Source organism: Bacillus paramycoides (assembly GCF_038971285.1).
In the GTDB taxonomy this organism is placed as follows: Bacteria; Bacillota; Bacilli; order Bacillales; family Bacillaceae_G; genus Bacillus_A.
Genome location: NZ_CP152427.1, coordinates 4,545,336 through 4,565,937, shown reverse-complemented (window position 1 = coordinate 4,565,937; position 20,602 = coordinate 4,545,336). Strand labels below are relative to the sequence as shown.

The following is a 20,602-nucleotide window of genomic DNA, read 5'->3' as shown; positions in this document are numbered from 1 at the left end:
TTTAGTAAGCAGTTCATACTATGTCAGGAAGAGGGCGAGTCTGTGCAATTTGTGAAAAAAGAGAAGTTTGTTTTAAGAGAGTTTACATTTCAAAATGGTAGGGAAATTCCTGTTCAAATGGGGTATGAGACGTACGGTACTTTAAATAGAGAGAGGTCAAATGCGATTTTGGTTTGTCATTACTTTAGTGCAACTAGTCACGCGGCAGGAAAATATATAGCGCATGATGAGGAGTCTGGCTGGTGGGATGGCTTAATTGGACCGGAAAAAGCAATTGATACAAATAAATACTTCGTTATATGCACTGATAATCTTTGTAATGTGCAGGTGAAGAACCCTTATGTAATTACAACGGGACCGAAATCGATTAACCCGAAAACTGGAGATGAATATGCGATGGACTTTCCGGTTTTTACATTTCTTGATGTAGCTCGTATGCAATATGAGTTAATAAAAGATATGGGAATCGCAAGGCTACATGCTGTAATGGGACCGTCAGCTGGCGGGATGATTGCGCAACAATGGGCTATTCATTATCCTCATATGGTAGAGCGGATGATTGGGGTTATTACGAATCCGCAAAATCCAATTATTACGTCGGTAAATGTAGCGCAAAATGCAATTGAGGCTATTCAACTAGATCCAAGTTGGAAGGGCGGAAAATATGGGGAGGAGCAGCCAACGAAGGGACTTCATCTGGCGAATAGAATGATGTTTATGAACGCGTTTGATGAGCATTTTTATGAAACGACATTCCCTCGTAATAGTATAGAGAAAGAATCTTATAAAACATTTGCTGCATTAACATCATTTGAGAAAGAAATCAATAAAGTGACATATGGGAGTATAGATTTAGTAGATGCAAATTCATGGATGTACACTGCGAAAGCAGTTTTATTACATGATATTGCACATGGATTTTCATCTTTAGAAGAGGCCCTTTCTAAAATAGAAGCAAATGTACTTATGATTCCGTGTAAACAAGATTTGCTTCAGCCGTCACGTTATAATTATAAAATGGTAGACATATTGCAAAAACAAGGGAAGTATGCGGAAGTGTATGAGATAGAAAGTATAAATGGGCATATGGCGGGAGCATTTGATACTCATTTATTTGAAAAGAAAGTATATGAATTTTTAAATCGGAGAGTGTCCAGTTTTGTGTAGGAAATAAATGATGTGAAAAAGGTGCAATGTATGTAGTAGGCACCTTTTTTTACATGATTTGTAGACGGAAAATATATGTGGCAATTGCTATACCGAAGAATGCGATACTAAGTAATAGAAATAAGAATGACATTTCTTGCGGTGATTTTATCTTTTTATTATTTTTCATACTAAGTGCAATAATTGCGGCGATTAAGAAAATGATGCTCATAATGAAAAGAAAAAGTGTCATTTTCATTGACTCCTTTCATAAAACAAGTATATTGAGGATACAATGCACGAGTTATGTTTGTAAAGAATAAGTTTTGCGAGAAAATTGAGAAATAAATTTTGCATTCTTTGCGTTCTTTCTTTCGCATGCTAAAATTGATTAGAAATGATTATTTAAAAGAAGAAACTAAAGGCTTTATTGTATATAAGGAGGAACGACATATGACAGAAGTTAAAACAATTACTACAGAAGAAGTGCAAGAACGTTTAGAGAATGGAGAAACATTATTTCTAGTAGACGTAAGGGAAGATGAAGAAGTAGTGGCAGGGAAAATTCCAGAAGCTGTACATATTAAAATGGGCGATATCCCAAATAAAGTAGATTTCTTTGATAAAGAAAATGAATATATCTTTATTTGTCGCTCGGGAATGCGCAGTGAAAATGTATGTCATTATTTAAATGAGCAAGGATTTAAAACAGTGAACATGGTTGGCGGTATGCTTCAATATGAGGGAGAAACGAAATAAGTAGCTTAAAAAACTTGAAACGTGTTTGTTTCAAGTTTTTTTCTTTTGCATACAGTGTACAAAAGGGGGATAGGGAAATGGGGATTAACTTGCGTAAAGTAAAAATTATTAATAATACAGGAGCTGTTAATGTCGGTGATTGTTATGATATCTCACCTTTAGCTGTAGCGAAAGTATATGCAGGTGCTGGAGGATCGAGTGCAGCTATTTTTTTAAATGGGAAAAGACAGCCGGAAGCGGTAATTCGGACATCAGTGTTTCTTCCACCATTAGCAACGAGTACACGTACATTAGGTTCATAGAGGAAAGGTAGAGTGTAATTATGCCTGCTCATATAAAAGAGTTTGTTATTGTAAATAACACTGGAAATATATTTACTGGTGATAATTTGAGTGATACTTCATTTACTGCCACGAAATCGTATAGTGGTTCAATGGGGTGCACTTGGATTGACGTTGTTACAGTAATAGGAACGGAGACGAAGCTTTGTTTACAGCCAGGTGATTCGGTGACGACAACATATACACGAGGTACTCCTGCTAGTACTGTAACAGGAACAAATACGGGGCAAAGTGTAAATGCATCGAGTATAGCACAAGCTGTCCCTAATACAGATAATATGGATTCAATTGCTGGACTCCCCTAAAATCATAGGGGAGTTTTTATTTATCCTGCATTAACGGGCAGTAAGACCCTCACCTCAAAATTCAGCGGAAGCAAAGAAGTTAGGTGGGGGTCGGGCTGCCCGTAAAAGCCCGATTGGTGAGAGCTGATAATCAGTGGGAGATGAACAAAACCCCAATTGATTAAAGTTTCACTTTATAAGAAGAGTTTATGTAGCATAAAAATAGGAGTAATTGTTTGAAAAGTAGTATTGGAGGCCTTTTTGAAAAATACAATTCAAATAGAAGGTGAGTTTTTATTCCGCATTAACGGGCAGTAAGGCCCCACCTCAAAATTCAGCGAAAGTAAAGAAGTCGGGGGCGAGCTGCCCGTAAAAGCCCAATTGGTGAGAGTTGAGTAAAGTTTCACTTTATATGAAATATATTTTGTAGTTGTATTTTGGGGGAGGTGGTGGAAGTAGTGGAAGGAAATGATGAAAATCAAAAAATACAGAGGTTGATAAATTCTAATTTTAAGTTATCCCCAGATCTTGTCGGCCCTACTTTCCCTCCAGTACCGACTGGAATGACAGGGACAACGGGAAGTACGGGAGTCACGGGAGCCACAGGAGTCACCGGCCCAACCGGAAGTACAGGACCAACAGGAAATACGGGAGCCACAGGAGTAACAGATCCCACCGGAAATACAGGAGCCACAGGAGGTACGGGTCCCACCGGAAGTACGGGTCCCACGGGAGATACCGGTTCAACAGGAAATACAGGAGCCACTGGAAGTACAGGACCAACAGGAAATACGGGAGTCACTGGAAGTACGGGTCCAACGGGGAGTACCGGAGCCACAGGAGGTACGGGTTCAACCGGAAGTACAGGACCAACAGGAAATGCGGGAGCCATTGGAAGTACGGGAGTAACCGGAGCCACGGGAGATACGGGTTCAACCGGAAGTACGGGAGCAACCGGGAATACAGGCTCAACGGGAGATACGGGTCCAACCGGAAATACGGGATCGACAGGAAGCACAGGACCAACAGGAAATACAGGGGCAACGGGAGTAACCGGCCCGACAGGAAGCACAGGATCAACCGGAAATACGGGAGCGACGGGAGATACCGGTCCAACGGGAAGTACGGGAGCAACGGGAGTCACGGGTCCAACGGGAAGTACGGGATCGACAGGAAGCACAGGACCAACGGGAAGTACGGGAGCAACGGGAGTGACGGGTTCAACCGGAAGTACGGGTCCAACGGGAAGCACGGGAGTAACAGGAAATACAGGGGCAACGGGAGTAACCGGCCCGACAGGAAGCACAGGACCAACCGGAAATACAGGAGCAACGGGAGTAACCGGCCCAACGGGAAGTACCGGGTCCACGGGAGATACGGGAGTCACGGGTCCAACAGGAAGTACCGGAGCCACGGGAAGTACGGGAACAACAGGAGTTAGTACAACTGCAACGTATGCATTTGCGAATAATACATCAGGAACAGCTATTTCCGTTTTATTAGGTGGTACGAATGTACCATTACCGAACAATCAAAATATTGGTCCAGGAATTACTGTTAGCGGAGGAAATACTGTATTTACAGTTGCGAATGCGGGGAATTACTATATAGCTTATACAATAAATTTAACAGCCTCTTTACTTGTAAGTTCTCGTATAACTGTAAATGGTAGTCCGCTTGCAGGAACGATAAATTCACCAGCGGTAGCTACAGGTTCATTTAATGCGACAATAATTACTAATTTACCTGCTGGAGCCGCTATTAGTTTGCAGTTATTTGGATTAGTTGCAATAGCTACATTATCTACCACAACGCCAGGAGCTACTTTAACTATTATTAGATTAAGTTAATAGGAAGAAAACCTTGGGGCTTCTATGCTTCAAGGTTTTTTATCTCCTTATTTGTATGTAGTCTCATTGATTAGGAAAGTTTTACTTTATTCACTTGAGCAAAAACATCGCAGTTCGAAAATATATTATAATAGAATGAAAAGAGAGAAATTTGGCAGAAAGGGAGGGTGGCGATGCAGGAGATGGTTACAGATTTTTTTGGACGCCCGCTTCAAGATTTACGTATATCTGTGATTGATCGTTGCAATTTTAGATGTACATATTGTATGCCAGCGGAAGTGTTTGGGCCAGATTATGCTTTTTTGAAAGATGAGTTTTTACTGACGTTTGATGAAATTGAGCGATTGGCAAAAATATGTGTTAGCATTGGTGTACGAAAAATTAGACTTACTGGTGGAGAGCCACTACTTCGTAAAGATTTAACAAAACTTATTGCACGTCTCGTGAAAATTGACGGGCTGTTAGATATAGGGTTAACGACCAATGCGATTCATTTAACGAAGCAAGCAAAAGTATTAAAAGAAGCTGGATTACATAGAGTAAATGTTAGTTTAGATGCAATAGATGACGATTTATTTAAGGCTATTAATGGCCGAAATATTAATACGAAACCTGTTATAAAGGGAATTATGGCTGCAAAAGAGGCCGGACTTGATGTAAAGGTAAACATGGTTGTGAAAAAAGGGATGAACGATCATCAAGTACTTCCGATGGCTGCATATTTTAAAGAGCAAGGAATCACACTTAGGTTTATTGAGTTTATGGATGTTGGTAGTACAAATGGGTGGAACTTTGATCAAGTTGTTACGAAGCGAGAGTTAATTGAAATGATTCATAATGTGTATCCGCTTGAGCCAGCTGAAGCGAATTATTTCGGTGAAGTTGCAAAGCGATATCGTTACGTTGGAACAAATACCGAAGTCGGTTTTATTACTTCTGTTTCTGAGTCATTTTGTTCTTCTTGTACGAGAGCGAGAATTTCGGCAGATGGAAAGTTTTATACTTGCTTATTTGCGACAGAAGGACTCGATATAAGGGAACTTCTTAGAGGAGAGCTTTCGGATGATGAGTTATTACGTGTTATACAAGATGCATGGATGAATAGAAAAGATAGGTATTCGGATGAACGGACAGAAGAAAGTGCAAAAAATCGTCCGAAAATTGAAATGTCTTATATAGGAGGATAAGAAAGGGGGCTATCGTATGCAGGAGCGATATTCAAGGCAAATATTATTTGCTGGTGTTGGAGAAGAAGGGCAGAGAAAAATTAGAGAGAAGCATGTACTTATTATTGGTGCTGGTGCTCTTGGTGCGGCAAATGCAGAAGCGATTGTTAGAGCAGGTGTTGGAAAAATAACAATTGCGGATCGTGATTATGTAGAATGGAGCAATTTACAAAGGCAACAGCTATATACAGAAGAAGACGCAAAGCAGTATAAACCGAAGGCGGTAGCAGCGGCAGAGCATTTAAAAGCAATTAATTCTGAGGTGGAAATAAATCCGGTTGTGACTGATGTAACAGTGCAAGAAATGGAAGAGCTAGTGAAGGATGTAGATTTAATATTAGATGCAACAGATAATTTTGAAACGCGTCTTCTTATTAATGATATTTCGCAAAAGTATAATATTCCGTGGATATATGGTGGTTGCGTTGGAAGCTACGGAGTAACGTATACAATTTTACCAGGAAAAACACCATGTTTCCGCTGTTTAATGGAACATCCGGCGAGCGGGGCAACATGTGATACAGCTGGTATTATACAGCCGGCAGTACAATTAGTTGTGGCGCATCAAATAACAGAAGCGCTGAAAATATTAGTAGAAGACTATGGGGCACTTCGCGAAACGATGTTATCATTTGACCTTTGGAATAATCAACAGATGGCATTTAAAGTGAATAGGCAGAAAAAAGAAACGTGTTTATCTTGCGGAAGATTACGTACATATCCGAGTTTAACATTTGAGGCACAAACGAAAACAGAAGTATTATGTGGCCGAAATACAGTGCAAATCCGGCCAGGTATGCGGAATGAATTTCATTTAGAGGAAATTAAAAAGCGCTTACAAAGAAGTGTGGATGTAAAAGCTACTCCGTATTTATTATCCTTTCCAGTAGAGGAATTTCGTTTTGTTTTATTTACAGATGGCAGGGCGTTTATTCATGGGACGAATGATATTAATGTAGCAAGACGTTTATATGCAAGATATATAGGTTGAACCTAAAGAAGCCCTTTAGGTTCAACAGAGAGAAGATTAAGCTTTTCGCGTATAATCTCCACTTTTTCCACCTGTTTTTTCAAGTAAGTATGTTTCGCCAATAATCATACCTTTATCAACAGCTTTACACATATCGTACACGGTAAGAGCGGTAGCGGAAGCAGCTGTTAAAGCTTCCATTTCAACACCGGTGCTACCTTCTGTTTTAACTTTTACTTCAATAAGTAATCGATATTGTTCACCGGATTGTTTCCAATCGAAAGAAACGTCAACACCTTTTAATAATAAAGGATGGCACATTGGGATAATATCAGAAGTGCGTTTCGCAGCCATAATACCTGCGATTTGTGCAACTGCTAGTACGTCACCTTTCCCGATTTCATTGTGAGAGATTTTATCGTAAATTTCTTTTGTAACGACAATGCTAGAGCACGCAATTGCTGTTCGAACGGTTGCTTTTTTGTCGCTTATATCAACCATCTTCGCGCGTCCTTGGTCATTAAAGTGTGTGAATGAAGACATGGAATTCCTCCTTGAAGTAACTTCTATTTAATATATAAAGTTTAATCGAGATAAAAAAAAATGCAAATATGGGGTGAGAAACGATGGTAGAAAAACGAATTCCGATTCAAGTTGCTGAGGCAGTAGAGAGCGTAATAGAATATGCAAAAAATGGTGAAGTAGAAGAGGTTTCTATTACGGAAAGTTACGGGAGAATTCTTGGGGAGGATGTTATCTCTGATCATGACGTTCCTCATTTCGATCGTTCTCCTTACGATGGTTTCGCAATTCGAGCAGAAGATACGAAAGAAGCAAATCAAGAGAATGCGATTGAGTTTGAAGTAATAGGAGAAATCGGAGCAGGATCTGTTTTTACAGGAGAAGTAGGATCTTTTCAGGCGGTTCGTATTATGACAGGAGCAGCTATTCCAGATGATTGTAATGCAGTCGTAATGTTAGAGTTGACGGAAGGTTTTGAGAAGAACGGAAAAACATATATGAAGTTAAAGCGTCCTTTTCATAGTGGTGACAATGTGTCATTTAAAGGAGAAGATATAAAGCAAAATCAAGTTCTCGTTCAGAAAGGTGTTGCAATTAATCCAGGTGTTGCAGCTTTATTAGCGACGTTTGGATATAGTACTGTGAAGGTTGTAAAGCAGCCTGTTGTTGGTATTGTGACGACAGGAAGTGAACTGTTAGAAGTACATGAGTCGTTACAGCCGGGGAAAATTAGAAATAGTAACTCATATATGATTGCCGCTCAAATTATGAAAGCCGGAGGGAAAGTTCGTTATTATGGCCAACTTGCCGATGAGTTAGATGCATGCTTTGCAGCTGTTCAATCAGCGATAAATGAGGTTGATATTTTAATTACGACAGGCGGTGTGTCGGTAGGGGATTATGACTACTTGCCGGCTATTTATGAAAGATTACAAGCGAATGTACTCTTTAATAAAATAGCGATGAGACCAGGAAGTGTAACGACAGTAGCTGAAGTTGACGGAAAGTTACTTTTCGGTTTATCGGGGAATCCGTCAGCTTGTTACGTAGGATTTGAGCTATTTGTGCATCCGATTATAAAAACATATTTGTATGCAAAGGAGCCTCACGTATATAGAGCAGATGCTATTTTACAAAAAGACTTTCCAAAGCCAAATCCGTTTACTCGTTTTGTAAGAGCGAAGGTGAAAATTATGGACGGAGCATTACAAGCGATGCCGGTCGGTTTAGATAAATCGAGTGCGGTATCTTCACTTGCTGATGCGAATGCCTTTATTGTGCTGCCTGGAGGAACGAGAGGATTTGAGGCAGGGATGAAAGTATCTGTATTATTGCTAGAGCACGCCGAGGGATGTGATTGGCCATGGGCAAAGCCCCTTCAATCTTACAAATAGTAGGATATCAAAATAGCGGAAAAACAACACTTGTGGAGAAAATCGTGCATACGTTAGCTGAGCAGAAAATGAAAGTTGCTACCATTAAACATCACGGGCACGGAGGTTTTCCAGAAGTAGCACAAAAAGATAGTGAAAGGCATCGAAAGGCTGGTGCTGTTGTCAGTAGTGTAGAAGGCGCTGGATTACTTGCCCTTTCGTCATTAAGAGAGGAATGGTCCTTGCAAGAAATTATTCGCTTATATGAGTTTTTTGAAGTGGATACAATTTTAATAGAGGGCTATAAAAAAGAGAGCTATCCGAAAGTAGTGTTACTTCGTTCTCTGGAAGACGTGGAACTTTTACATAAAGTAGAAAATATAGTAGCGGTTATTGCGTGGCATGATGTCCCGGCAAACTTACGAGAAGAATATAAAGTATTTCATATAACAGAAGAAGAGTTGTATATAGATTGGTTTGTACAAACGGTAAGGAGTACGAAATGACAAATACGTATTATGAAGTAGTTGATACAGAAATCTCAATTGAAGAGGTAGCGAAGAATGTTATTCGCCGTGAATGCGGTGCTGTTACAACATTTATTGGAACGGTTAGAGAGTTTACGAAAGGGCGTCGTACATTATACTTAGAATACGCCGCTTACAAAACGATGGCAGAAAAGATGCTAGAGAAAATTGGTTCAGAAGTGAAAGAGAAGTGGCCAGGCACATACGTTGCGATTACACATCGCATTGGTACACTACAAATTTCTGATATTGCGGTTGTGGTTGCTGTTTCAACGCCGCACCGTAAAGCGGCTTATGAAGCGAATGAATATATTATGGAACGCATAAAACAAATTGTTCCGATTTGGAAAAAGGAGTTTTGGGAAGATGGAGACTCTTGGATTGGTGATCAACTAGAAAAAACGCCATATCCGGCGGGAGAGCCTGGGAAGGAGCTATAAGTATGATTCGAGTATTGTTATTTGCACACTTGCAAGAGGAAGCTGGAACAAGTGAGTTACAAATAGAGAAAGAAAATATTACGGTTGCAGAGTTAAAAGATGTTGTTGCTAAAGAATATAATGTACCAGTGGCAGCACCAATTATGGTTGCGATTAATGAAGAATATGCAAATGAAGATGACAGGGTCCAATCTGGTGATGTTGTTGCACTAATCCCACCGGTGAGCGGTGGTTAATATTGGATTCATTAAAACGACTTTCCTATATGGGGGAAGTCGTTTTTTTATGGCAGTTTTGCGAACACTAACGTATAGAACAAGGAGGGTACTATGAAAAAAATATGTGTAGTTATTATTATGCTAGGTTCGGTCTTTTTCTCTTCTCCAAGTGATTCTTTCGCGAAAGAATCGAGGGAACAGCTTTTAGAGAGTGCATTATCGAATAGGTACTATTCAGTTATTAGACAAGTAACAGAAGATCAATATGAATGTACTTCAGTTGTAAATATAAAGCGTCTCGGCAAGAACGGTGAGTTCGTTCCTAGATTTGAAATTACGTTACAATTTCTTACGTTCCAAGGTGCACATAATCCGCCGAATGATAAAGTTACACTTACTTTGGAAGATCATTTAGATCACGTAAAGATAAAGAAAGTGGAGAGAGAAAAGAATGTTTCTAATTCTAGTGCAGACAAAGTTTGTGAACGAGAAAGAGAAAAAATAAAAGCTCACTCTAATGATTCAGAGTGATAACTTATAACATTTAATAAAGAAAGGTAATGAGCGATGGACATAATTTTAGCGATTTTACCGGCTATATTTTGGGGAAGTATTGTGCTGTTTAACGTAAAACTAGGCGGAGGACCGTATAGTCAAACGCTCGGTACAACGTTTGGTGCACTTATTTTTTCGATTGTTGTTTATATTTTTATGAAGCCAGTATTAACTCCTACTGTTATTGGGGTTGGAATTGTGTCAGGTTTATTTTGGGCGCTTGGTCAGGCGAATCAATTAAAAAGTATTGATTTAATGGGCGTTTCGAGAACGATGCCCATTTCAACAGGACTTCAATTAGTTGCGACGACTTTATTCGGAGTCATCATATTTCATGAGTGGTCCACGACAATATCAGTCGTCCTTGGCGTTTTGGCGCTCGTTTGTATTATTATCGGTGTTATTTTAACATCGCTTCAAAGTGAAGAAGAAAAGAATGCAGAGCAAGCGGGAAATTTTAAAAAGGGCATTATCATTTTATTGATTTCAACAGTAGGTTATTTAGTTTACGTAGTAGTGATTCGACTATTTAACGTAGATGGTTGGTCAGCTTTATTGCCACAAGCGGTTGGTATGGTGTTAGGGGGCATTTTGCTTACGTTTAAACATCATCCATTTAATAAATATGCAATACGAAATATTATTCCAGGATTAATTTGGGCAGCTGGAAATATGTTTCTATTCATTTCGCAACCGCGTGTTGGAGTAGCAACAAGTTTTTCGCTATCACAAATGGGAATTATTATTTCAACGCTTGGCGGGATTCTTATATTAGGTGAAAGAAAAACGAAACGCCAATTAACAGGTATTGTTATCGGTATCGTTTTTATTATCGCAGCCGGAATTATGTTAGGTATTGCAAAAAGTTAAAGGAGGTATGGGAATGTATAGTGATTTAGTAGGAAAAGTAGTCGTTATTACAGGATCAGCAACTGGTCTTGGGAGAGCGATGGGGGTAAGGTTTGCTAAGGAGAAAGCGAAAGTAGTGATTAACTATCGCTCACGAGAGTCAGAAGCGCATGATGTATTAGAAGAAATTAAAAAAGTAGGCGGAGAAGCGATTGCTGTAAAAGGTGATGTGACGGTTGAGTCTGATGTTGTGAACCTTATTCAGTCTGCTGTGAAAGAATTTGGTACGCTCGACGTTATGATTAATAATGCAGGGATAGAAAATGCAGTACCATCGCATGAAATGCCGCTTGAAGACTGGAATAAAGTAATCAATACAAATTTAACAGGTGCTTTTTTAGGAAGTAGAGAAGCGATTAAATATTTTGTAGAGAACGATATTAAAGGGTCTGTCATTAATATGTCGAGTGTTCACGAGAAAATTCCGTGGCCACTATTTGTACACTATGCGGCGAGTAAAGGCGGTATTAAATTGATGACGGAAACGTTAGCGCTAGAATACGCACCAAAAGGCATTCGCGTAAATAATATTGGACCGGGTGCAATAAATACGCCAATTAATGCAGAGAAGTTTGCTGACCCTAAAAAACGTGCTGACGTAGAAAGTATGATACCGATGGGCTACATCGGTAAACCGGAAGAAATTGCAGCAGTCGCAACGTGGCTCGCTTCCGCAGAGGCAAGTTACGTAACTGGAATTACGCTATTTGCAGACGGTGGAATGACGTTATATCCATCGTTCCAAGCAGGGCGTGGGTAATAGAAAAGGACAAAGAGATAAATCTCTTTGTCCTTTTTTTGCAAAAAAAATAGCGCCAGCTATTTTAAATTTAGTGATTCATTGTATCTTGAAGAAATTCTGTTGCTTGATGTTCAGAAACATTTTGCACGAGTGCAACTTCGCTAATCATCATTTTTCGGGCATTATCTAGCATTTGTTTTTCGCTCGCATTTAAAGCTCTCTCTTTATTACGGCGAAGTAAATCCCGAACAACTTCTGCGCTATCTTGCAGATTGCCGTTTTTCATTTTTTCCATATTCATTGTATATCTTTGTTTCCAGGAAAGTGATGTATCTGATTCCCCGTTTTGAAATTCAAGAAGTATATCATCTAACGTACCTTTATCTACGATATAACGAATACCTGATTTTTGTAATTGATCCATAGGAAGCATTACTTGCATATCTTTACTAATGATGCGTATCACACAATATTGACGTATTGTTCCTAATATTTCTTTCTCTTCAATGGCTTCGATGACTCCTGCGCCGTTCATTGGATAAACGATTTTATCACCAATTTGAAACAAATCATCCACCTCCATATGTGGTAACCATCTTTAATGATATCATAAGTATATAAAAATGTCAAATTTTATATAATACCATAATGTTAATATTATAGTCAATAAGTAAAAGGTCTTTTTTATTTGTATTTTTTTGCTCTTACTTATGTATGACTTTTTTAGAAAAATAGTACAGGTGAGGAAGGAAGGCATATCCACTTATTTTTAAGCATAAAATGTAAAATCGCTAATACAATATACCTAAATCCGTTCTTTGCAAAGGAGGGAGAGAAGGTGGGGCGCACAATAAAAATTGATATTACAAATAAAGTTGTAGCTAAATTTAGGCCAGATTATTTGGAATTATATACGAGTAAATTTATGATAGGTAAGTTTTATGTCTATACTGAAGGTAAAGAATATGTGTTAGAAGACGGATATATATATGAAGACGGAAAATTTTATCGCATCATAGATACGCACCGTGGCAATAATCAAGCGGCGGAGGGCTGCGATCTAGGATGGTGTTAACATGATTCGTGTAAAAGTATTTGATGAAAGTCACGAAAAAGACTTAGAAGACGCTGTAAATGTTTTTTTGAAAAAGATTGATGATAGTAACTTTGTAGACATTAAGTACCAAGTCGGCGTTTCCATTAACGATGACGAAAACCAAATTTATTGTTTTTCAGCAATGATCGTTTATAAAGCATAAAAAAGAGCTGGGTCATCCAGCTCTTTTTTATGTTTTATATTGGGACAACGTGTGTCGGTAATACATTCATAATAGATTGGGTTGTGCCTAATTTCTTCGTCGTTAAAAGAGGCTCCCCTGTCTCATGATTTTGGGCATCTTTACACATACCGAGGTGATAACGCTCACCTAAAAATGGATCAATATAAAAACCGTTTTTGAATACTTTATCATTTGGATGTTTTTCATGGTGAATATCAGAGCAGTTAATGCAATAGAACATAGCTTTCATCCCCTTTTTATTTTTGTTTGAAAAAAAGTGAGTCGGTAGTCATTTCGCTCCTAAGGAAATGTTGAGGAGAAGAGAAATAACTACCTACTCAAATGGTGGGCATATTCCTTCTGATTTTTCATGTCACGCGTAGTGTCTCTGAGGGAAGGAGGAGAGACGAAATACGCATGATATACGTAAGGCGCTTCTTTCAAGATGAATGATGGAGTTTCATGTTGAGAGAAGTTTTTATTTTTTGTTGCCTTTGTGAGTATATTATGAAGAAATGCTGAGAGGGTGTTTGTCCTGTTGAAAAAATGTTGAGAATTTCTCAACAGTAAAAAAGAATTAGTGTTGACATGAAACTAAAAGGTGTTATATTATCTAAATGAAACCAAAAGGTGTTATATTTGATTGCCGAATAAAGGAGAATGAAAATGGAACAACAAAATACATTAACTGATATTAAACAAACGATCGTTTTTAACGCGTCTATTCAAAAAGTATGGAATGTAGTATCAACTGCAGAAGGGATTGCTTCATGGTTTATGCCAAATGATTTTGTATTAGAGGTAGGACATGAATTTCATGTGCAATCACCATTTGGGCCATCACCATGTAAAGTGCTAGAAATCGATGAGCCAACCCACCTATCTTTCTCATGGGATACAGATGGCTGGGTTGTTTCATTTAATTTGAAAGACCTAGGGGATAATAAAACAGAATTTACATTAATTCACGGCGGCTGGAAACATCCTGATGAAATTCTTCCGAAAGCGAATGCGAAGAGCTCTATTATTCGCGACAGAATGAGCGGTGGCTGGGTAGCGATTGTAAACGAAAAACTGAAAAAGGTTGTCGAAGGCTAAGTGTCCTCATCAGCAGCCAAATATGATGTATTTCAAGCAATTGCTGATCCAACCCGCCGAGAAGTAATACGGTTATTAAGTGATAAAGAGTTACCGATTTCCAAAATAACGGATCATTTTCCGATGAGTCGTACTGCGGTTGTAAAGCACCTTCATATTCTTTCGGAAGCGAATTTAGTAAGTGGAAGAAAAAGCGGAAGAGAGAAAATATATCGCTTGCATCCAGAGCCATTAGAGGAATTACAACAGTGGCTCTCGTATTATGAACGTTTTTGGGATAATAAATTGTCCATGCTGAAACATATTGTGGAGAATGAAGAGTAAAAAGAGGATGACCGAAATGGTCATCCTCTTTATTATTGCTCATTTGTTTGTGTAGCTGGTTTTAATAAAAGCCAAGCGATAATTAATGTACATACTGCTAATACGAAAGTGCTCATATAAATGATATGTACACTTGCTGCTAATGCGGATTGTGATTCAGTTGCTACACTTGCTGTAGCCCCGCCGTGTCCCCCAGATACAAGATCAAGGTTTTTAATGCCACGTGCGTGAATCATCGTATTGAAGATTGTTCCAAAGATTGCAGCACCTAACGTTTGACTAAATGTATTAATAAATGTGTTTAAACCAACGGCTGTTCCGCGTGTATGAGCTGGTACGGCTGCTTGAATTGTTACCATGTAAATCGGTGTCACAAGCCCCATTCCTAAGCCGAACAATCCGACTGCTACATAAATAAGGAACGATGGTGAATGTGTTGATAATGTAAATAATAAGAACGTAGCGACTGATAAAATGCTAGCTCCAAGTAAAATGATTTGTTTCGTTTTTAATTTGCCTACTAAGTTACCAGAGAAGATAGCACCAAATGTCCACATAACAGGGATTGGCATTAAAATAAGTCCAGCTTCCGTTGCATTTTTTCCTAATACACCTTGGCTCCAAATTGGAAGGTACATTGTAATACTAATAATCATTGCGCCAGCAATAAGCGTTAATATGTTTATCGTAGATAATGTACGGTTAGAGAAGAGTGCTAGCGGAATTAATGGTTCCGGAGATTTTTTCTCGATGAATAAGAAAATAATGAATGAAACGACGGCGAAGATTAATAGGCCGATAATTGTTATGTCTCCCCAGTTTTGCTTACTGCTACCGGTTAATAATGCGTATAGTAGAGCGATCGTACTTAATGAGAAGACTGTTGCACCAAGATAGTCGATATGGTGTTTAGCGGGCTTAATAGATTCTTTGTAGTAAATGGCAATCATTAAGCAAGCGATAATGCCGAATGGAACGTTTAAGAAGAAAATATAACGCCAAGATAGGGAATCAACTAAAAATCCACCTACTAACGGTCCGATAACACCAGATACACCCCAAACGGCACTCATCCAGCCCTGTGCTTTCGCGCGATCTTTCGCTTCGCTATATAAGTCTCCAATAATTGTCATTGTGATCGGCATAACAGCACCAGCACCGATCCCTTGAAGAGCGCGGAAGAAAATTAATTGTTCCATCGATGTAACGACTCCGCAAAGTGCAGAACCGACTAAAAAGATTGTAGCTCCGATAAGTAAAACTTTTTTACGGCCAAATAAATCAGCAAGCTTTCCGTATATTGGAGTCGAAACAGCTGTTGCAAGCATATAAATTGCATATACCCAACTAACAAGTTCGACGCCTGACAAATCACTCGTTATACGAGGGATTGCTGTACTAACAATCGTTCCTTCTACTGCAGAAAGAAACGTCATTAGCATTAAAGACATCATGACTTTTTTTCTCATATGTTTTCCCCTTACCCTTTTTCAAATATTCAACAATATAAAATATAAAGGTACTAAGGTATATAAAGCAACAAAAAAGCAATGGGAAGTTAAGGGGAGGGGATATTTGTCGTGGAATCGCCGATATAATTTTATGTACCTATAAAAAAAGAAACAGGAATCCCTGTTTCTCAGTTTAATATTGCATTTTCGCGTTTTCTCCAGCTGTTGTTCCGGCAATTCTACCAGTAACAAGAGCAGATGTAATATTATAGCCTCCAGTATAACCGTGAATATCAAGAACTTCCCCGCAGAAATATAAGCCGTTCGTGAATTTAGAAGACATTTCTTTCGGATTAATTTCTTTAACGGATACACCGCCGCCAGTCACGAATGCTTTTTCAATTGACTGCGTACCATTTACATTTACAGTAAATTCTTTAAAGTCTTTCACAAGTGCACGAATCTTTTCGTGAGAAACTTGTCCAGCTTGTTCGCTGCCATCAATTTCATTTTTTTCTAATAAGAATAGGAAGTAACGCTCAGGTACATAACCTTTTAAAACGTTTTTAATTCCTTTTTTCGGATCTTCTTTCATTTGTTTCAGCATGCGCTGGAATAGTTGTTCACTATTTTCGTCTGGCAATGCATCGATACTCATTTGAATGGTATTCGTTTTAAACTTTTTCAGTGCTTTCACGACGAATTGACTACAGCGAAGTGCAGCAGGACCAGATAGGCCGAAATGAGTGAAGAGCATGTCCATTTTGTGAGAAATGATAGCTTTTCCTTTCGGGTTTAATACGCTTAAGTTTACATCGCGTAAAGCTAAACCTTGTAAGGAGCGATCACGAATAAATGGTTCGTTTGAAAGGATTGGTACTTCTGTTGGGAATAATTCTGTAATTGTATGCCCGGCTTTTTTAGCCCAAGCATATCCGTCTCCAGTAGATCCAGTTTGAGGAACAGATTTTCCGCCAACAGCGATAACGACGTGATTTGTTTCTAACACTTCGCCAGTTTGTAGTACAACTGCTTTCGTTTGACCGTTCTCATATTCAATTGTTTCAACGGGTGTATTCGTACGGATTTTTACACCTAAGTCTTTTAATCGTGTTAAAAGTGCGTCTACTACTGATTGTGCTTTATTTGATACAGGGAACATGCGTCCATGATCTTCTTCTTTCAGTTTTACACCGAGATTTTCGAAGAATGTAATAATATCTTCATTATTGAAAATAGAAAAAGCGCTGTATAAGAAGCGGCCATTTCCTGGTATATGTTTAACGATCTCATCAAGTGGTAGACGGTTCGTTACGTTACAGCGACCGCCACCCGAAATCGCAAGTTTACGTCCTAATTTATTTCCTTTATCAAGAAGTAAGACATTTGCGCCTTCTTCTGCAGCACCGATTGCAGCCATTAGCCCAGAAGGACCACCGCCGATGACAATAACATCATAATGCATAATATATCGACCTCATTTTCTACATTTCCTGCCTAAAAGAATAGCATGTTTTCCCTTAAAAGAAAAATAGAGTGAAGTACTGCTTAAAGGGAGAATTGTGGTACAATACAAAAGTTAGAGTTCAGCACTATCCTTTTATTTGTGAACCATAAGACTAAAACCTTAAGAGTTAGGGGAAGTCTAATAGTCCTCAAATGCTCGAATAGTTCAATTCATTAAAGTTTCACTTTATGTAGATGTAGGAGGATTTTTGTATGTCCGATTCGAAATTTCTGCGCGGAACACTTATTGTTACGCTAGGGACATTTTTAGTAAAGTTCTTAGGCATGATTTACGTCTTTCCGTTTCATGCATTAGTAGGGACAGAAGGCGGAACGCTCTATACATATGGATACATTCCATATACGATCTTTTTAAGTATTGCAACGGCAGGGGTGCCGCTCGCTGTTTCCAAATTTGTTTCCAAATATAACGCACTTGGCGATTATAAAACGAGCCGGAGAATGTTCCGCTCGGGAATGGTTATGATGATAGTAACAGGAGTTCTTTCGTTCCTAGTTCTATACATGACGGCGCCACTGTTTGCAGAAGCAATGCTCGGTAAACAAAGTATACACAGTAATGTAGAAGAAGTTACGACGATTATTCGTCTTGTAAGTTTTGCACTTATTGTTGTACCGGCAGCGAGTTTAATTCGTGGTTATTTCCAAGGTCACCAATCAATGGGGCCGACTACTGTTTCACAAATTATTGAACAAATTATTCGTATTGTCTTTTTATTAGCGGGTAGTTTTATCGTTATTAAAGTACTTGGCGGTACAGTTGCAACAGCGGTAGGAGTAGCGACATTTGCAGCGTTCGTTTCAGCAGTTGGAGCGCTCGGCGTCTTAATTTGGTACTGGTTAAAACGTAAAAAACATTTGGATCAATATTTAATTGAACAAACTGCACCTGAATCAACAGTGAGCACTGTTCAATTATTTAAAGAATTATTTGCATATGCGATTCCTTACGTTGTAATTGGGTTAACAATTCCTTTATATCAACAAATTGATACATTGACATTTAACTCAATTATGCAAGCGATTGGTCAAGGAGATATTGCAGAGCGAGCTCTCGGTATTTTCACAATGTGGACGCATAAATTAATTATGATTCCTGTATCACTTGCGACAGCATTTAGTTTAACGCTTGTACCAGCGATTACAAAATCATTTACTGAAAAACAATACCGTTATTTAAAGTTACAAATTACACAAACATTCCAGGCAAATATGTTCTTAACATTGCCAGCAGTTGTCGGTATTTCATCACTTGCCTATCCAATTTATACTGCGTTTTACGATTCAGATCCACTAGGTGGACAAGTATTAATGTGGTATGCACCGGTTGCGTTGTTATTTGCTTTATTTACAGTAACAGCGGCAATTCTGCAAGGTATTAACCAACAAAAGCATGCGATTATCGCGCTTATAATGGGTGTTATTTTGAAATTTGTATGTAACGTAATCTTTATTCGTTACTTCGGTACAGTAGGGGCGATTTTAGCAACAGCTGTTGGTTTCTTAGCTTCTGTTTGGTACACAAACCAACAAATTAAAAAATACGCAAATTATTCATTCGGTGTTGTATATAAGAGAACATTCCAAATTGCAGTACTAACATTTATAATGGTCGTTACTGTAAAATTATCACAATGGATTTTATCCTTCATGATTTCGCCTGATAGCCGAATGGGCGCTCTTATTACAGTTGTGATTTGTGCAGGTATTGGTGGTCTTGTTTACGGATTGTTAGCAATTCGCACAGGAGTACTTGAAAGAGTATTTGGCGGAGAAGCGTTAGAGAAAATCCAGCGTAAACTTGGCAATAGATTCAAAATAAAGTTGAAATCAAAAGGGGCGTAATTACGTCCCCTTTTCTATGATAAACAAAGAAGGTGAAAAACGTGAGATTAGATAAATTATTAGCAAATATGGGATATGGAAGTAGAAAAGAAGTAAAGAAATTATTGAAAGACGGCGTTGTAAAAATTGATGGAACGCCAGTGAAAGATGCAAAGGTTCATGTAAATGTAGAAGAACAAGAAGTTATGATTCACGGTGAAGTTGTGGAGTATAAAGAGTTTGTTTATTTAATGATGCATAAGCCACAAGGCGTTATTTCAGCGACAGAAGATGATAATCATGAAACGGTAATAGATTTATTAGAGTTAGAAGATGCGATCTTTAATCCGTTCCCAGTTGGAAGACTTGATATTGATACGGAAGGTTTCTTATTAATAACAAATGACGGGAAGTTATCGCATCAATTGTTATCTCCGAAAAAGCATGTGCCGAAAAAATATTATGCACACGTTGCAGGAGTAGTAACAGAAGAGGATGTAAAAGAGTTTGCTAAAGGTGTTATTTTAGATGATGGCTATGAAACAAAGCCAGGTGCACTTACAATATTAAAAAGCGATGATATTTCTGAAATCGAGCTTGTCATTACAGAAGGAAAGTTCCATCAAGTGAAGCGTATGTTTGAAGCGGTAGGGAAAAAAGTAGTCTACCTAAAGAGAACAGAGATGGGACCGTTGGTATTAGATGAAGAGCTAGAACTTGGACAATACCGAGAGCTAACAGATGAAGAAGTAGAGATGTTAAAAACATATCAAGTAGATACTGAAAAATAGTGCTGTTTTTAGGCGCAGAAAAGACCCCTTTCTAATGAGTTAGAAAGGGGTATGTATTTATTTACATACAATTATTTTTCGTTATGAGGTCATTCTCACTTTCTTTCCTGTTGTTGTCCACTTACCGCGGCAAGGGCTATACACGAGTTCATTAAACTGCAACACATTTAGATCACGTTGTATCGTTCGCGGTGTGATCCCGAACTCATCTACAAGGTCTTTCGTCGTTACCGTTCCGTTTTCATTGATGTACATATAAATTGATTTAATGCGTGTTAGCATACGAGTAGTTGTAGGTTTCAAGAGAAAACCACTCCTCTACTAGTTTTTTTGACCCCATTCAGGAAAGAAGGTCGTTACTACCATTGTACTCTACATGATAAAATTCATGCTTTAATCTACTTAAATTTTACAGAAATTTAACAAATATTCATATAGAAAAATA

26 protein-coding genes and 1 pseudogene are annotated in these 20,602 nt (G+C 38.5%); 20 read left to right on the top strand and 7 right to left on the bottom strand.

What is annotated here, in order from left to right; translation table 11 throughout:
* Positions 1 to 42: 42 nt before the first annotated feature.
* Positions 43 to 1,167, top strand: a complete 1,125-nt coding sequence (locus AAG068_RS23690; protein WP_428845975.1) for an alpha/beta fold hydrolase — start codon at positions 43 to 45, stop codon at positions 1,165 to 1,167.
* Positions 1,168 to 1,216: 49 nt separating this feature from the next.
* On the opposite strand, the gene AAG068_RS23685 is transcribed toward AAG068_RS23690, so the two are convergent.
* Positions 1,217 to 1,399: a hypothetical protein gene (locus AAG068_RS23685; RefSeq protein ID WP_342716031.1), complete on the bottom strand. Its 183-nt coding sequence runs from the start codon at positions 1,397 to 1,399 to the stop codon at positions 1,217 to 1,219.
* Positions 1,400 to 1,599: 200 nt separating this feature from the next.
* Here AAG068_RS23685 and AAG068_RS23680 point away from each other — a divergent pair, with 200 nt between their 5' ends.
* The 6 genes and pseudogenes from AAG068_RS23680 to AAG068_RS23655 all read left to right on the top strand — a co-directional run bounded on the left by AAG068_RS23680 (position 1,600) and on the right by AAG068_RS23655 (position 6,597).
* Positions 1,600 to 1,905 carry a rhodanese-like domain-containing protein gene (locus tag AAG068_RS23680; protein ID WP_342716030.1) on the top strand — a complete coding sequence of 102 codons (306 nt, stop codon included), beginning with the start codon at positions 1,600 to 1,602 and terminating at the stop codon, positions 1,903 to 1,905.
* Between the two features lie 77 nt (positions 1,906 to 1,982).
* A complete protein-coding gene (locus AAG068_RS23675) occupies positions 1,983 to 2,207 on the top strand; it encodes a spore germination protein (protein WP_000512463.1) in 225 nt (74 codons plus the stop codon).
* A 20-nt stretch (positions 2,208 to 2,227) separates the two neighbouring features.
* Positions 2,228 to 2,551, top strand: coding sequence for a hypothetical protein (locus AAG068_RS23670; protein WP_342716029.1), 324 nt, complete (start codon positions 2,228 to 2,230; stop codon positions 2,549 to 2,551).
* 824 nt (positions 2,552 to 3,375) lie between these two features.
* A pseudogene (locus AAG068_RS23665) lies at positions 3,376 to 4,380 on the top strand (BclA C-terminal domain-containing protein); the annotation flags it as partial.
* Positions 4,381 to 4,553: 173 nt separating this feature from the next.
* Positions 4,554 to 5,567, top strand: a complete 1,014-nt coding sequence (gene moaA / locus AAG068_RS23660) for a GTP 3',8-cyclase MoaA (RefSeq protein WP_342716028.1) — start codon at positions 4,554 to 4,556, stop codon at positions 5,565 to 5,567.
* Positions 5,568 to 5,583: 16 nt separating this feature from the next.
* On the top strand, positions 5,584 to 6,597 hold the full coding sequence (locus AAG068_RS23655) for a molybdopterin-synthase adenylyltransferase MoeB (protein WP_342716027.1): 1,014 nt from the start codon (positions 5,584 to 5,586) through the stop codon (positions 6,595 to 6,597).
* Positions 6,598 to 6,633: 36 nt separating this feature from the next.
* Here AAG068_RS23655 and moaC read toward each other — a convergent pair whose 3' ends face one another.
* Positions 6,634 to 7,119: a cyclic pyranopterin monophosphate synthase MoaC gene (gene moaC / locus AAG068_RS23650; RefSeq protein ID WP_061656289.1), complete on the bottom strand. Its 486-nt coding sequence runs from the start codon at positions 7,117 to 7,119 to the stop codon at positions 6,634 to 6,636.
* 83 nt (positions 7,120 to 7,202) lie between these two features.
* Between moaC and moeA the strand changes: the two genes are divergently transcribed.
* The 7 genes from moeA (at position 7,203) to AAG068_RS23615 (ending at position 11,880) form a co-directional block, all read left to right on the top strand.
* Entirely contained in the window at positions 7,203 to 8,492 is a 1,290-nt protein-coding gene (gene moeA, locus AAG068_RS23645; protein WP_342716026.1) for a molybdopterin molybdotransferase MoeA, read from the top strand.
* Positions 8,462 to 8,977, top strand: a complete 516-nt coding sequence (gene mobB, locus AAG068_RS23640) for a molybdopterin-guanine dinucleotide biosynthesis protein B (RefSeq protein ID WP_342716025.1) — start codon at positions 8,462 to 8,464, stop codon at positions 8,975 to 8,977. Before moeA ends, mobB begins: the two co-directional genes overlap by 31 nt.
* Positions 8,974 to 9,438 carry a molybdopterin synthase catalytic subunit MoaE gene (gene moaE / locus AAG068_RS23635; RefSeq protein WP_342716024.1) on the top strand — a complete coding sequence of 155 codons (465 nt, stop codon included), beginning with the start codon at positions 8,974 to 8,976 and terminating at the stop codon, positions 9,436 to 9,438. The genes mobB and moaE overlap by 4 nt, the downstream gene beginning before the upstream one ends.
* A gap of 2 nt (positions 9,439 to 9,440) precedes the next feature.
* Positions 9,441 to 9,674 carry a molybdopterin converting factor subunit 1 gene (gene moaD, locus AAG068_RS23630; protein WP_098669407.1) on the top strand — a complete coding sequence of 78 codons (234 nt, stop codon included), beginning with the start codon at positions 9,441 to 9,443 and terminating at the stop codon, positions 9,672 to 9,674.
* 93 nt (positions 9,675 to 9,767) lie between these two features.
* Entirely contained in the window at positions 9,768 to 10,187 is a 420-nt protein-coding gene (locus tag AAG068_RS23625) for a DUF3888 domain-containing protein (protein ID WP_342716023.1), read from the top strand.
* Between the two features lie 36 nt (positions 10,188 to 10,223).
* Positions 10,224 to 11,081, top strand: a complete 858-nt coding sequence (gene glcU, locus AAG068_RS23620) for a glucose uptake protein GlcU (protein WP_342716022.1) — start codon at positions 10,224 to 10,226, stop codon at positions 11,079 to 11,081.
* A gap of 13 nt (positions 11,082 to 11,094) precedes the next feature.
* On the top strand, positions 11,095 to 11,880 hold the full coding sequence (locus tag AAG068_RS23615) for a glucose 1-dehydrogenase (RefSeq protein WP_342716021.1): 786 nt from the start codon (positions 11,095 to 11,097) through the stop codon (positions 11,878 to 11,880).
* Between the two features lie 70 nt (positions 11,881 to 11,950).
* Here the strand turns inward: AAG068_RS23615 and AAG068_RS23610 are convergent, their stop codons facing one another.
* Positions 11,951 to 12,445 (bottom strand): CarD family transcriptional regulator, encoded by a 495-nt coding sequence (locus AAG068_RS23610; protein ID WP_098669411.1) that lies wholly within the window; start codon positions 12,443 to 12,445, stop codon positions 11,951 to 11,953.
* A 255-nt stretch (positions 12,446 to 12,700) separates the two neighbouring features.
* Between AAG068_RS23610 and AAG068_RS23605 the strand changes: the two genes are divergently transcribed.
* Both AAG068_RS23605 and AAG068_RS23600 read left to right on the top strand, forming a co-directional pair.
* The gene (locus tag AAG068_RS23605; protein WP_000533799.1) at positions 12,701 to 12,937 is read left to right on the top strand and encodes a DUF2553 family protein; all 237 of its coding nucleotides are present in this window, start codon (positions 12,701 to 12,703) and stop codon (positions 12,935 to 12,937) included.
* A gap of 1 nt (position 12,938) precedes the next feature.
* On the top strand, positions 12,939 to 13,121 hold the full coding sequence (locus AAG068_RS23600) for a sporulation protein Cse60 (RefSeq protein ID WP_000621751.1): 183 nt from the start codon (positions 12,939 to 12,941) through the stop codon (positions 13,119 to 13,121).
* Positions 13,122 to 13,155: 34 nt separating this feature from the next.
* On the opposite strand, the gene AAG068_RS23595 is transcribed toward AAG068_RS23600, so the two are convergent.
* Positions 13,156 to 13,383 carry a DUF3973 domain-containing protein gene (locus AAG068_RS23595; RefSeq protein ID WP_342716018.1) on the bottom strand — a complete coding sequence of 76 codons (228 nt, stop codon included), beginning with the start codon at positions 13,381 to 13,383 and terminating at the stop codon, positions 13,156 to 13,158.
* A 425-nt stretch (positions 13,384 to 13,808) separates the two neighbouring features.
* Here AAG068_RS23595 and AAG068_RS23590 point away from each other — a divergent pair, with 425 nt between their 5' ends.
* Both AAG068_RS23590 and AAG068_RS23585 read left to right on the top strand, forming a co-directional pair.
* Positions 13,809 to 14,240 (top strand): SRPBCC family protein, encoded by a 432-nt coding sequence (locus AAG068_RS23590; RefSeq protein WP_342716017.1) that lies wholly within the window; start codon positions 13,809 to 13,811, stop codon positions 14,238 to 14,240.
* Positions 14,241 to 14,564 (top strand): ArsR/SmtB family transcription factor, encoded by a 324-nt coding sequence (locus AAG068_RS23585; RefSeq protein WP_000098837.1) that lies wholly within the window; start codon positions 14,241 to 14,243, stop codon positions 14,562 to 14,564.
* 32 nt (positions 14,565 to 14,596) lie between these two features.
* Here the strand turns inward: AAG068_RS23585 and AAG068_RS23580 are convergent, their stop codons facing one another.
* Together AAG068_RS23580 and AAG068_RS23575 are read right to left on the bottom strand one after the other, a co-directional pair.
* The gene (locus tag AAG068_RS23580; protein WP_342716016.1) at positions 14,597 to 16,033 is read right to left on the bottom strand and encodes an MDR family MFS transporter; all 1,437 of its coding nucleotides are present in this window, start codon (positions 16,031 to 16,033) and stop codon (positions 14,597 to 14,599) included.
* Between the two features lie 175 nt (positions 16,034 to 16,208).
* Positions 16,209 to 17,480, bottom strand: a complete 1,272-nt coding sequence (locus tag AAG068_RS23575; RefSeq protein ID WP_071756950.1) for an NAD(P)/FAD-dependent oxidoreductase — start codon at positions 17,478 to 17,480, stop codon at positions 16,209 to 16,211.
* 254 nt (positions 17,481 to 17,734) lie between these two features.
* On the opposite strand from AAG068_RS23575, the gene AAG068_RS23570 reads away from it, so the two are divergent.
* Both AAG068_RS23570 and AAG068_RS23565 read left to right on the top strand, forming a co-directional pair.
* The gene (locus AAG068_RS23570) at positions 17,735 to 19,387 is read left to right on the top strand and encodes a putative polysaccharide biosynthesis protein (protein WP_306184678.1); all 1,653 of its coding nucleotides are present in this window, start codon (positions 17,735 to 17,737) and stop codon (positions 19,385 to 19,387) included.
* A 41-nt stretch (positions 19,388 to 19,428) separates the two neighbouring features.
* Complete coding sequence (locus AAG068_RS23565) at positions 19,429 to 20,157, top strand: pseudouridine synthase (protein ID WP_098669416.1); 729 nt, start codon at positions 19,429 to 19,431, stop codon at positions 20,155 to 20,157.
* A gap of 81 nt (positions 20,158 to 20,238) precedes the next feature.
* Here AAG068_RS23565 and AAG068_RS23560 read toward each other — a convergent pair whose 3' ends face one another.
* A complete protein-coding gene (locus tag AAG068_RS23560) occupies positions 20,239 to 20,460 on the bottom strand; it encodes a DeoR family transcriptional regulator (protein ID WP_000805512.1) in 222 nt (73 codons plus the stop codon).
* Positions 20,461 to 20,602 lie beyond the last annotated feature (142 nt).

Bases quoted from the DNA above. Each gene is read 5' to 3' on its own strand.
- moaD (WP_098669407.1), top strand. From the start codon at position 9,441: ATGATTCGAGTATTGTTATTTGCACACTTGCAAGAGGAAGCTGGAACA.
- AAG068_RS23625 (WP_342716023.1), top strand. From the start codon at position 9,768: ATGAAAAAAATATGTGTAGTTATTATTATGCTAGGTTCGGTCTTTTTC.
- AAG068_RS23570 (WP_306184678.1), top strand. From the start codon at position 17,735: ATGTCCGATTCGAAATTTCTGCGCGGAACACTTATTGTTACGCTAGGG.
- AAG068_RS23680 (WP_342716030.1), top strand. From the start codon at position 1,600: ATGACAGAAGTTAAAACAATTACTACAGAAGAAGTGCAAGAACGTTTA.
- AAG068_RS23615 (WP_342716021.1), top strand. From the start codon at position 11,095: ATGTATAGTGATTTAGTAGGAAAAGTAGTCGTTATTACAGGATCAGCA.
- AAG068_RS23610 (WP_098669411.1), bottom strand. From the start codon at position 12,445: ATGGAGGTGGATGATTTGTTTCAAATTGGTGATAAAATCGTTTATCCA.
- moeA (WP_342716026.1), top strand. From the start codon at position 7,203: ATGGTAGAAAAACGAATTCCGATTCAAGTTGCTGAGGCAGTAGAGAGC.
- AAG068_RS23580 (WP_342716016.1), bottom strand. From the start codon at position 16,033: ATGAGAAAAAAAGTCATGATGTCTTTAATGCTAATGACGTTTCTTTCT.
- AAG068_RS23655 (WP_342716027.1), top strand. From the start codon at position 5,584: ATGCAGGAGCGATATTCAAGGCAAATATTATTTGCTGGTGTTGGAGAA.
- glcU (WP_342716022.1), top strand. From the start codon at position 10,224: ATGGACATAATTTTAGCGATTTTACCGGCTATATTTTGGGGAAGTATT.
- mobB (WP_342716025.1), top strand. From the start codon at position 8,462: ATGGGCAAAGCCCCTTCAATCTTACAAATAGTAGGATATCAAAATAGC.
- moaC (WP_061656289.1), bottom strand. From the start codon at position 7,119: ATGTCTTCATTCACACACTTTAATGACCAAGGACGCGCGAAGATGGTT.
- moaE (WP_342716024.1), top strand. From the start codon at position 8,974: ATGACAAATACGTATTATGAAGTAGTTGATACAGAAATCTCAATTGAA.
- moaA (WP_342716028.1), top strand. From the start codon at position 4,554: ATGCAGGAGATGGTTACAGATTTTTTTGGACGCCCGCTTCAAGATTTA.
- AAG068_RS23675 (WP_000512463.1), top strand. From the start codon at position 1,983: ATGGGGATTAACTTGCGTAAAGTAAAAATTATTAATAATACAGGAGCT.
- AAG068_RS23590 (WP_342716017.1), top strand. From the start codon at position 13,809: ATGGAACAACAAAATACATTAACTGATATTAAACAAACGATCGTTTTT.
- AAG068_RS23670 (WP_342716029.1), top strand. From the start codon at position 2,228: ATGCCTGCTCATATAAAAGAGTTTGTTATTGTAAATAACACTGGAAAT.
- AAG068_RS23685 (WP_342716031.1), bottom strand. From the start codon at position 1,399: ATGACACTTTTTCTTTTCATTATGAGCATCATTTTCTTAATCGCCGCA.
- AAG068_RS23595 (WP_342716018.1), bottom strand. From the start codon at position 13,383: ATGTTCTATTGCATTAACTGCTCTGATATTCACCATGAAAAACATCCA.
- AAG068_RS23575 (WP_071756950.1), bottom strand. From the start codon at position 17,480: ATGCATTATGATGTTATTGTCATCGGCGGTGGTCCTTCTGGGCTAATG.
- AAG068_RS23600 (WP_000621751.1), top strand. From the start codon at position 12,939: ATGATTCGTGTAAAAGTATTTGATGAAAGTCACGAAAAAGACTTAGAA.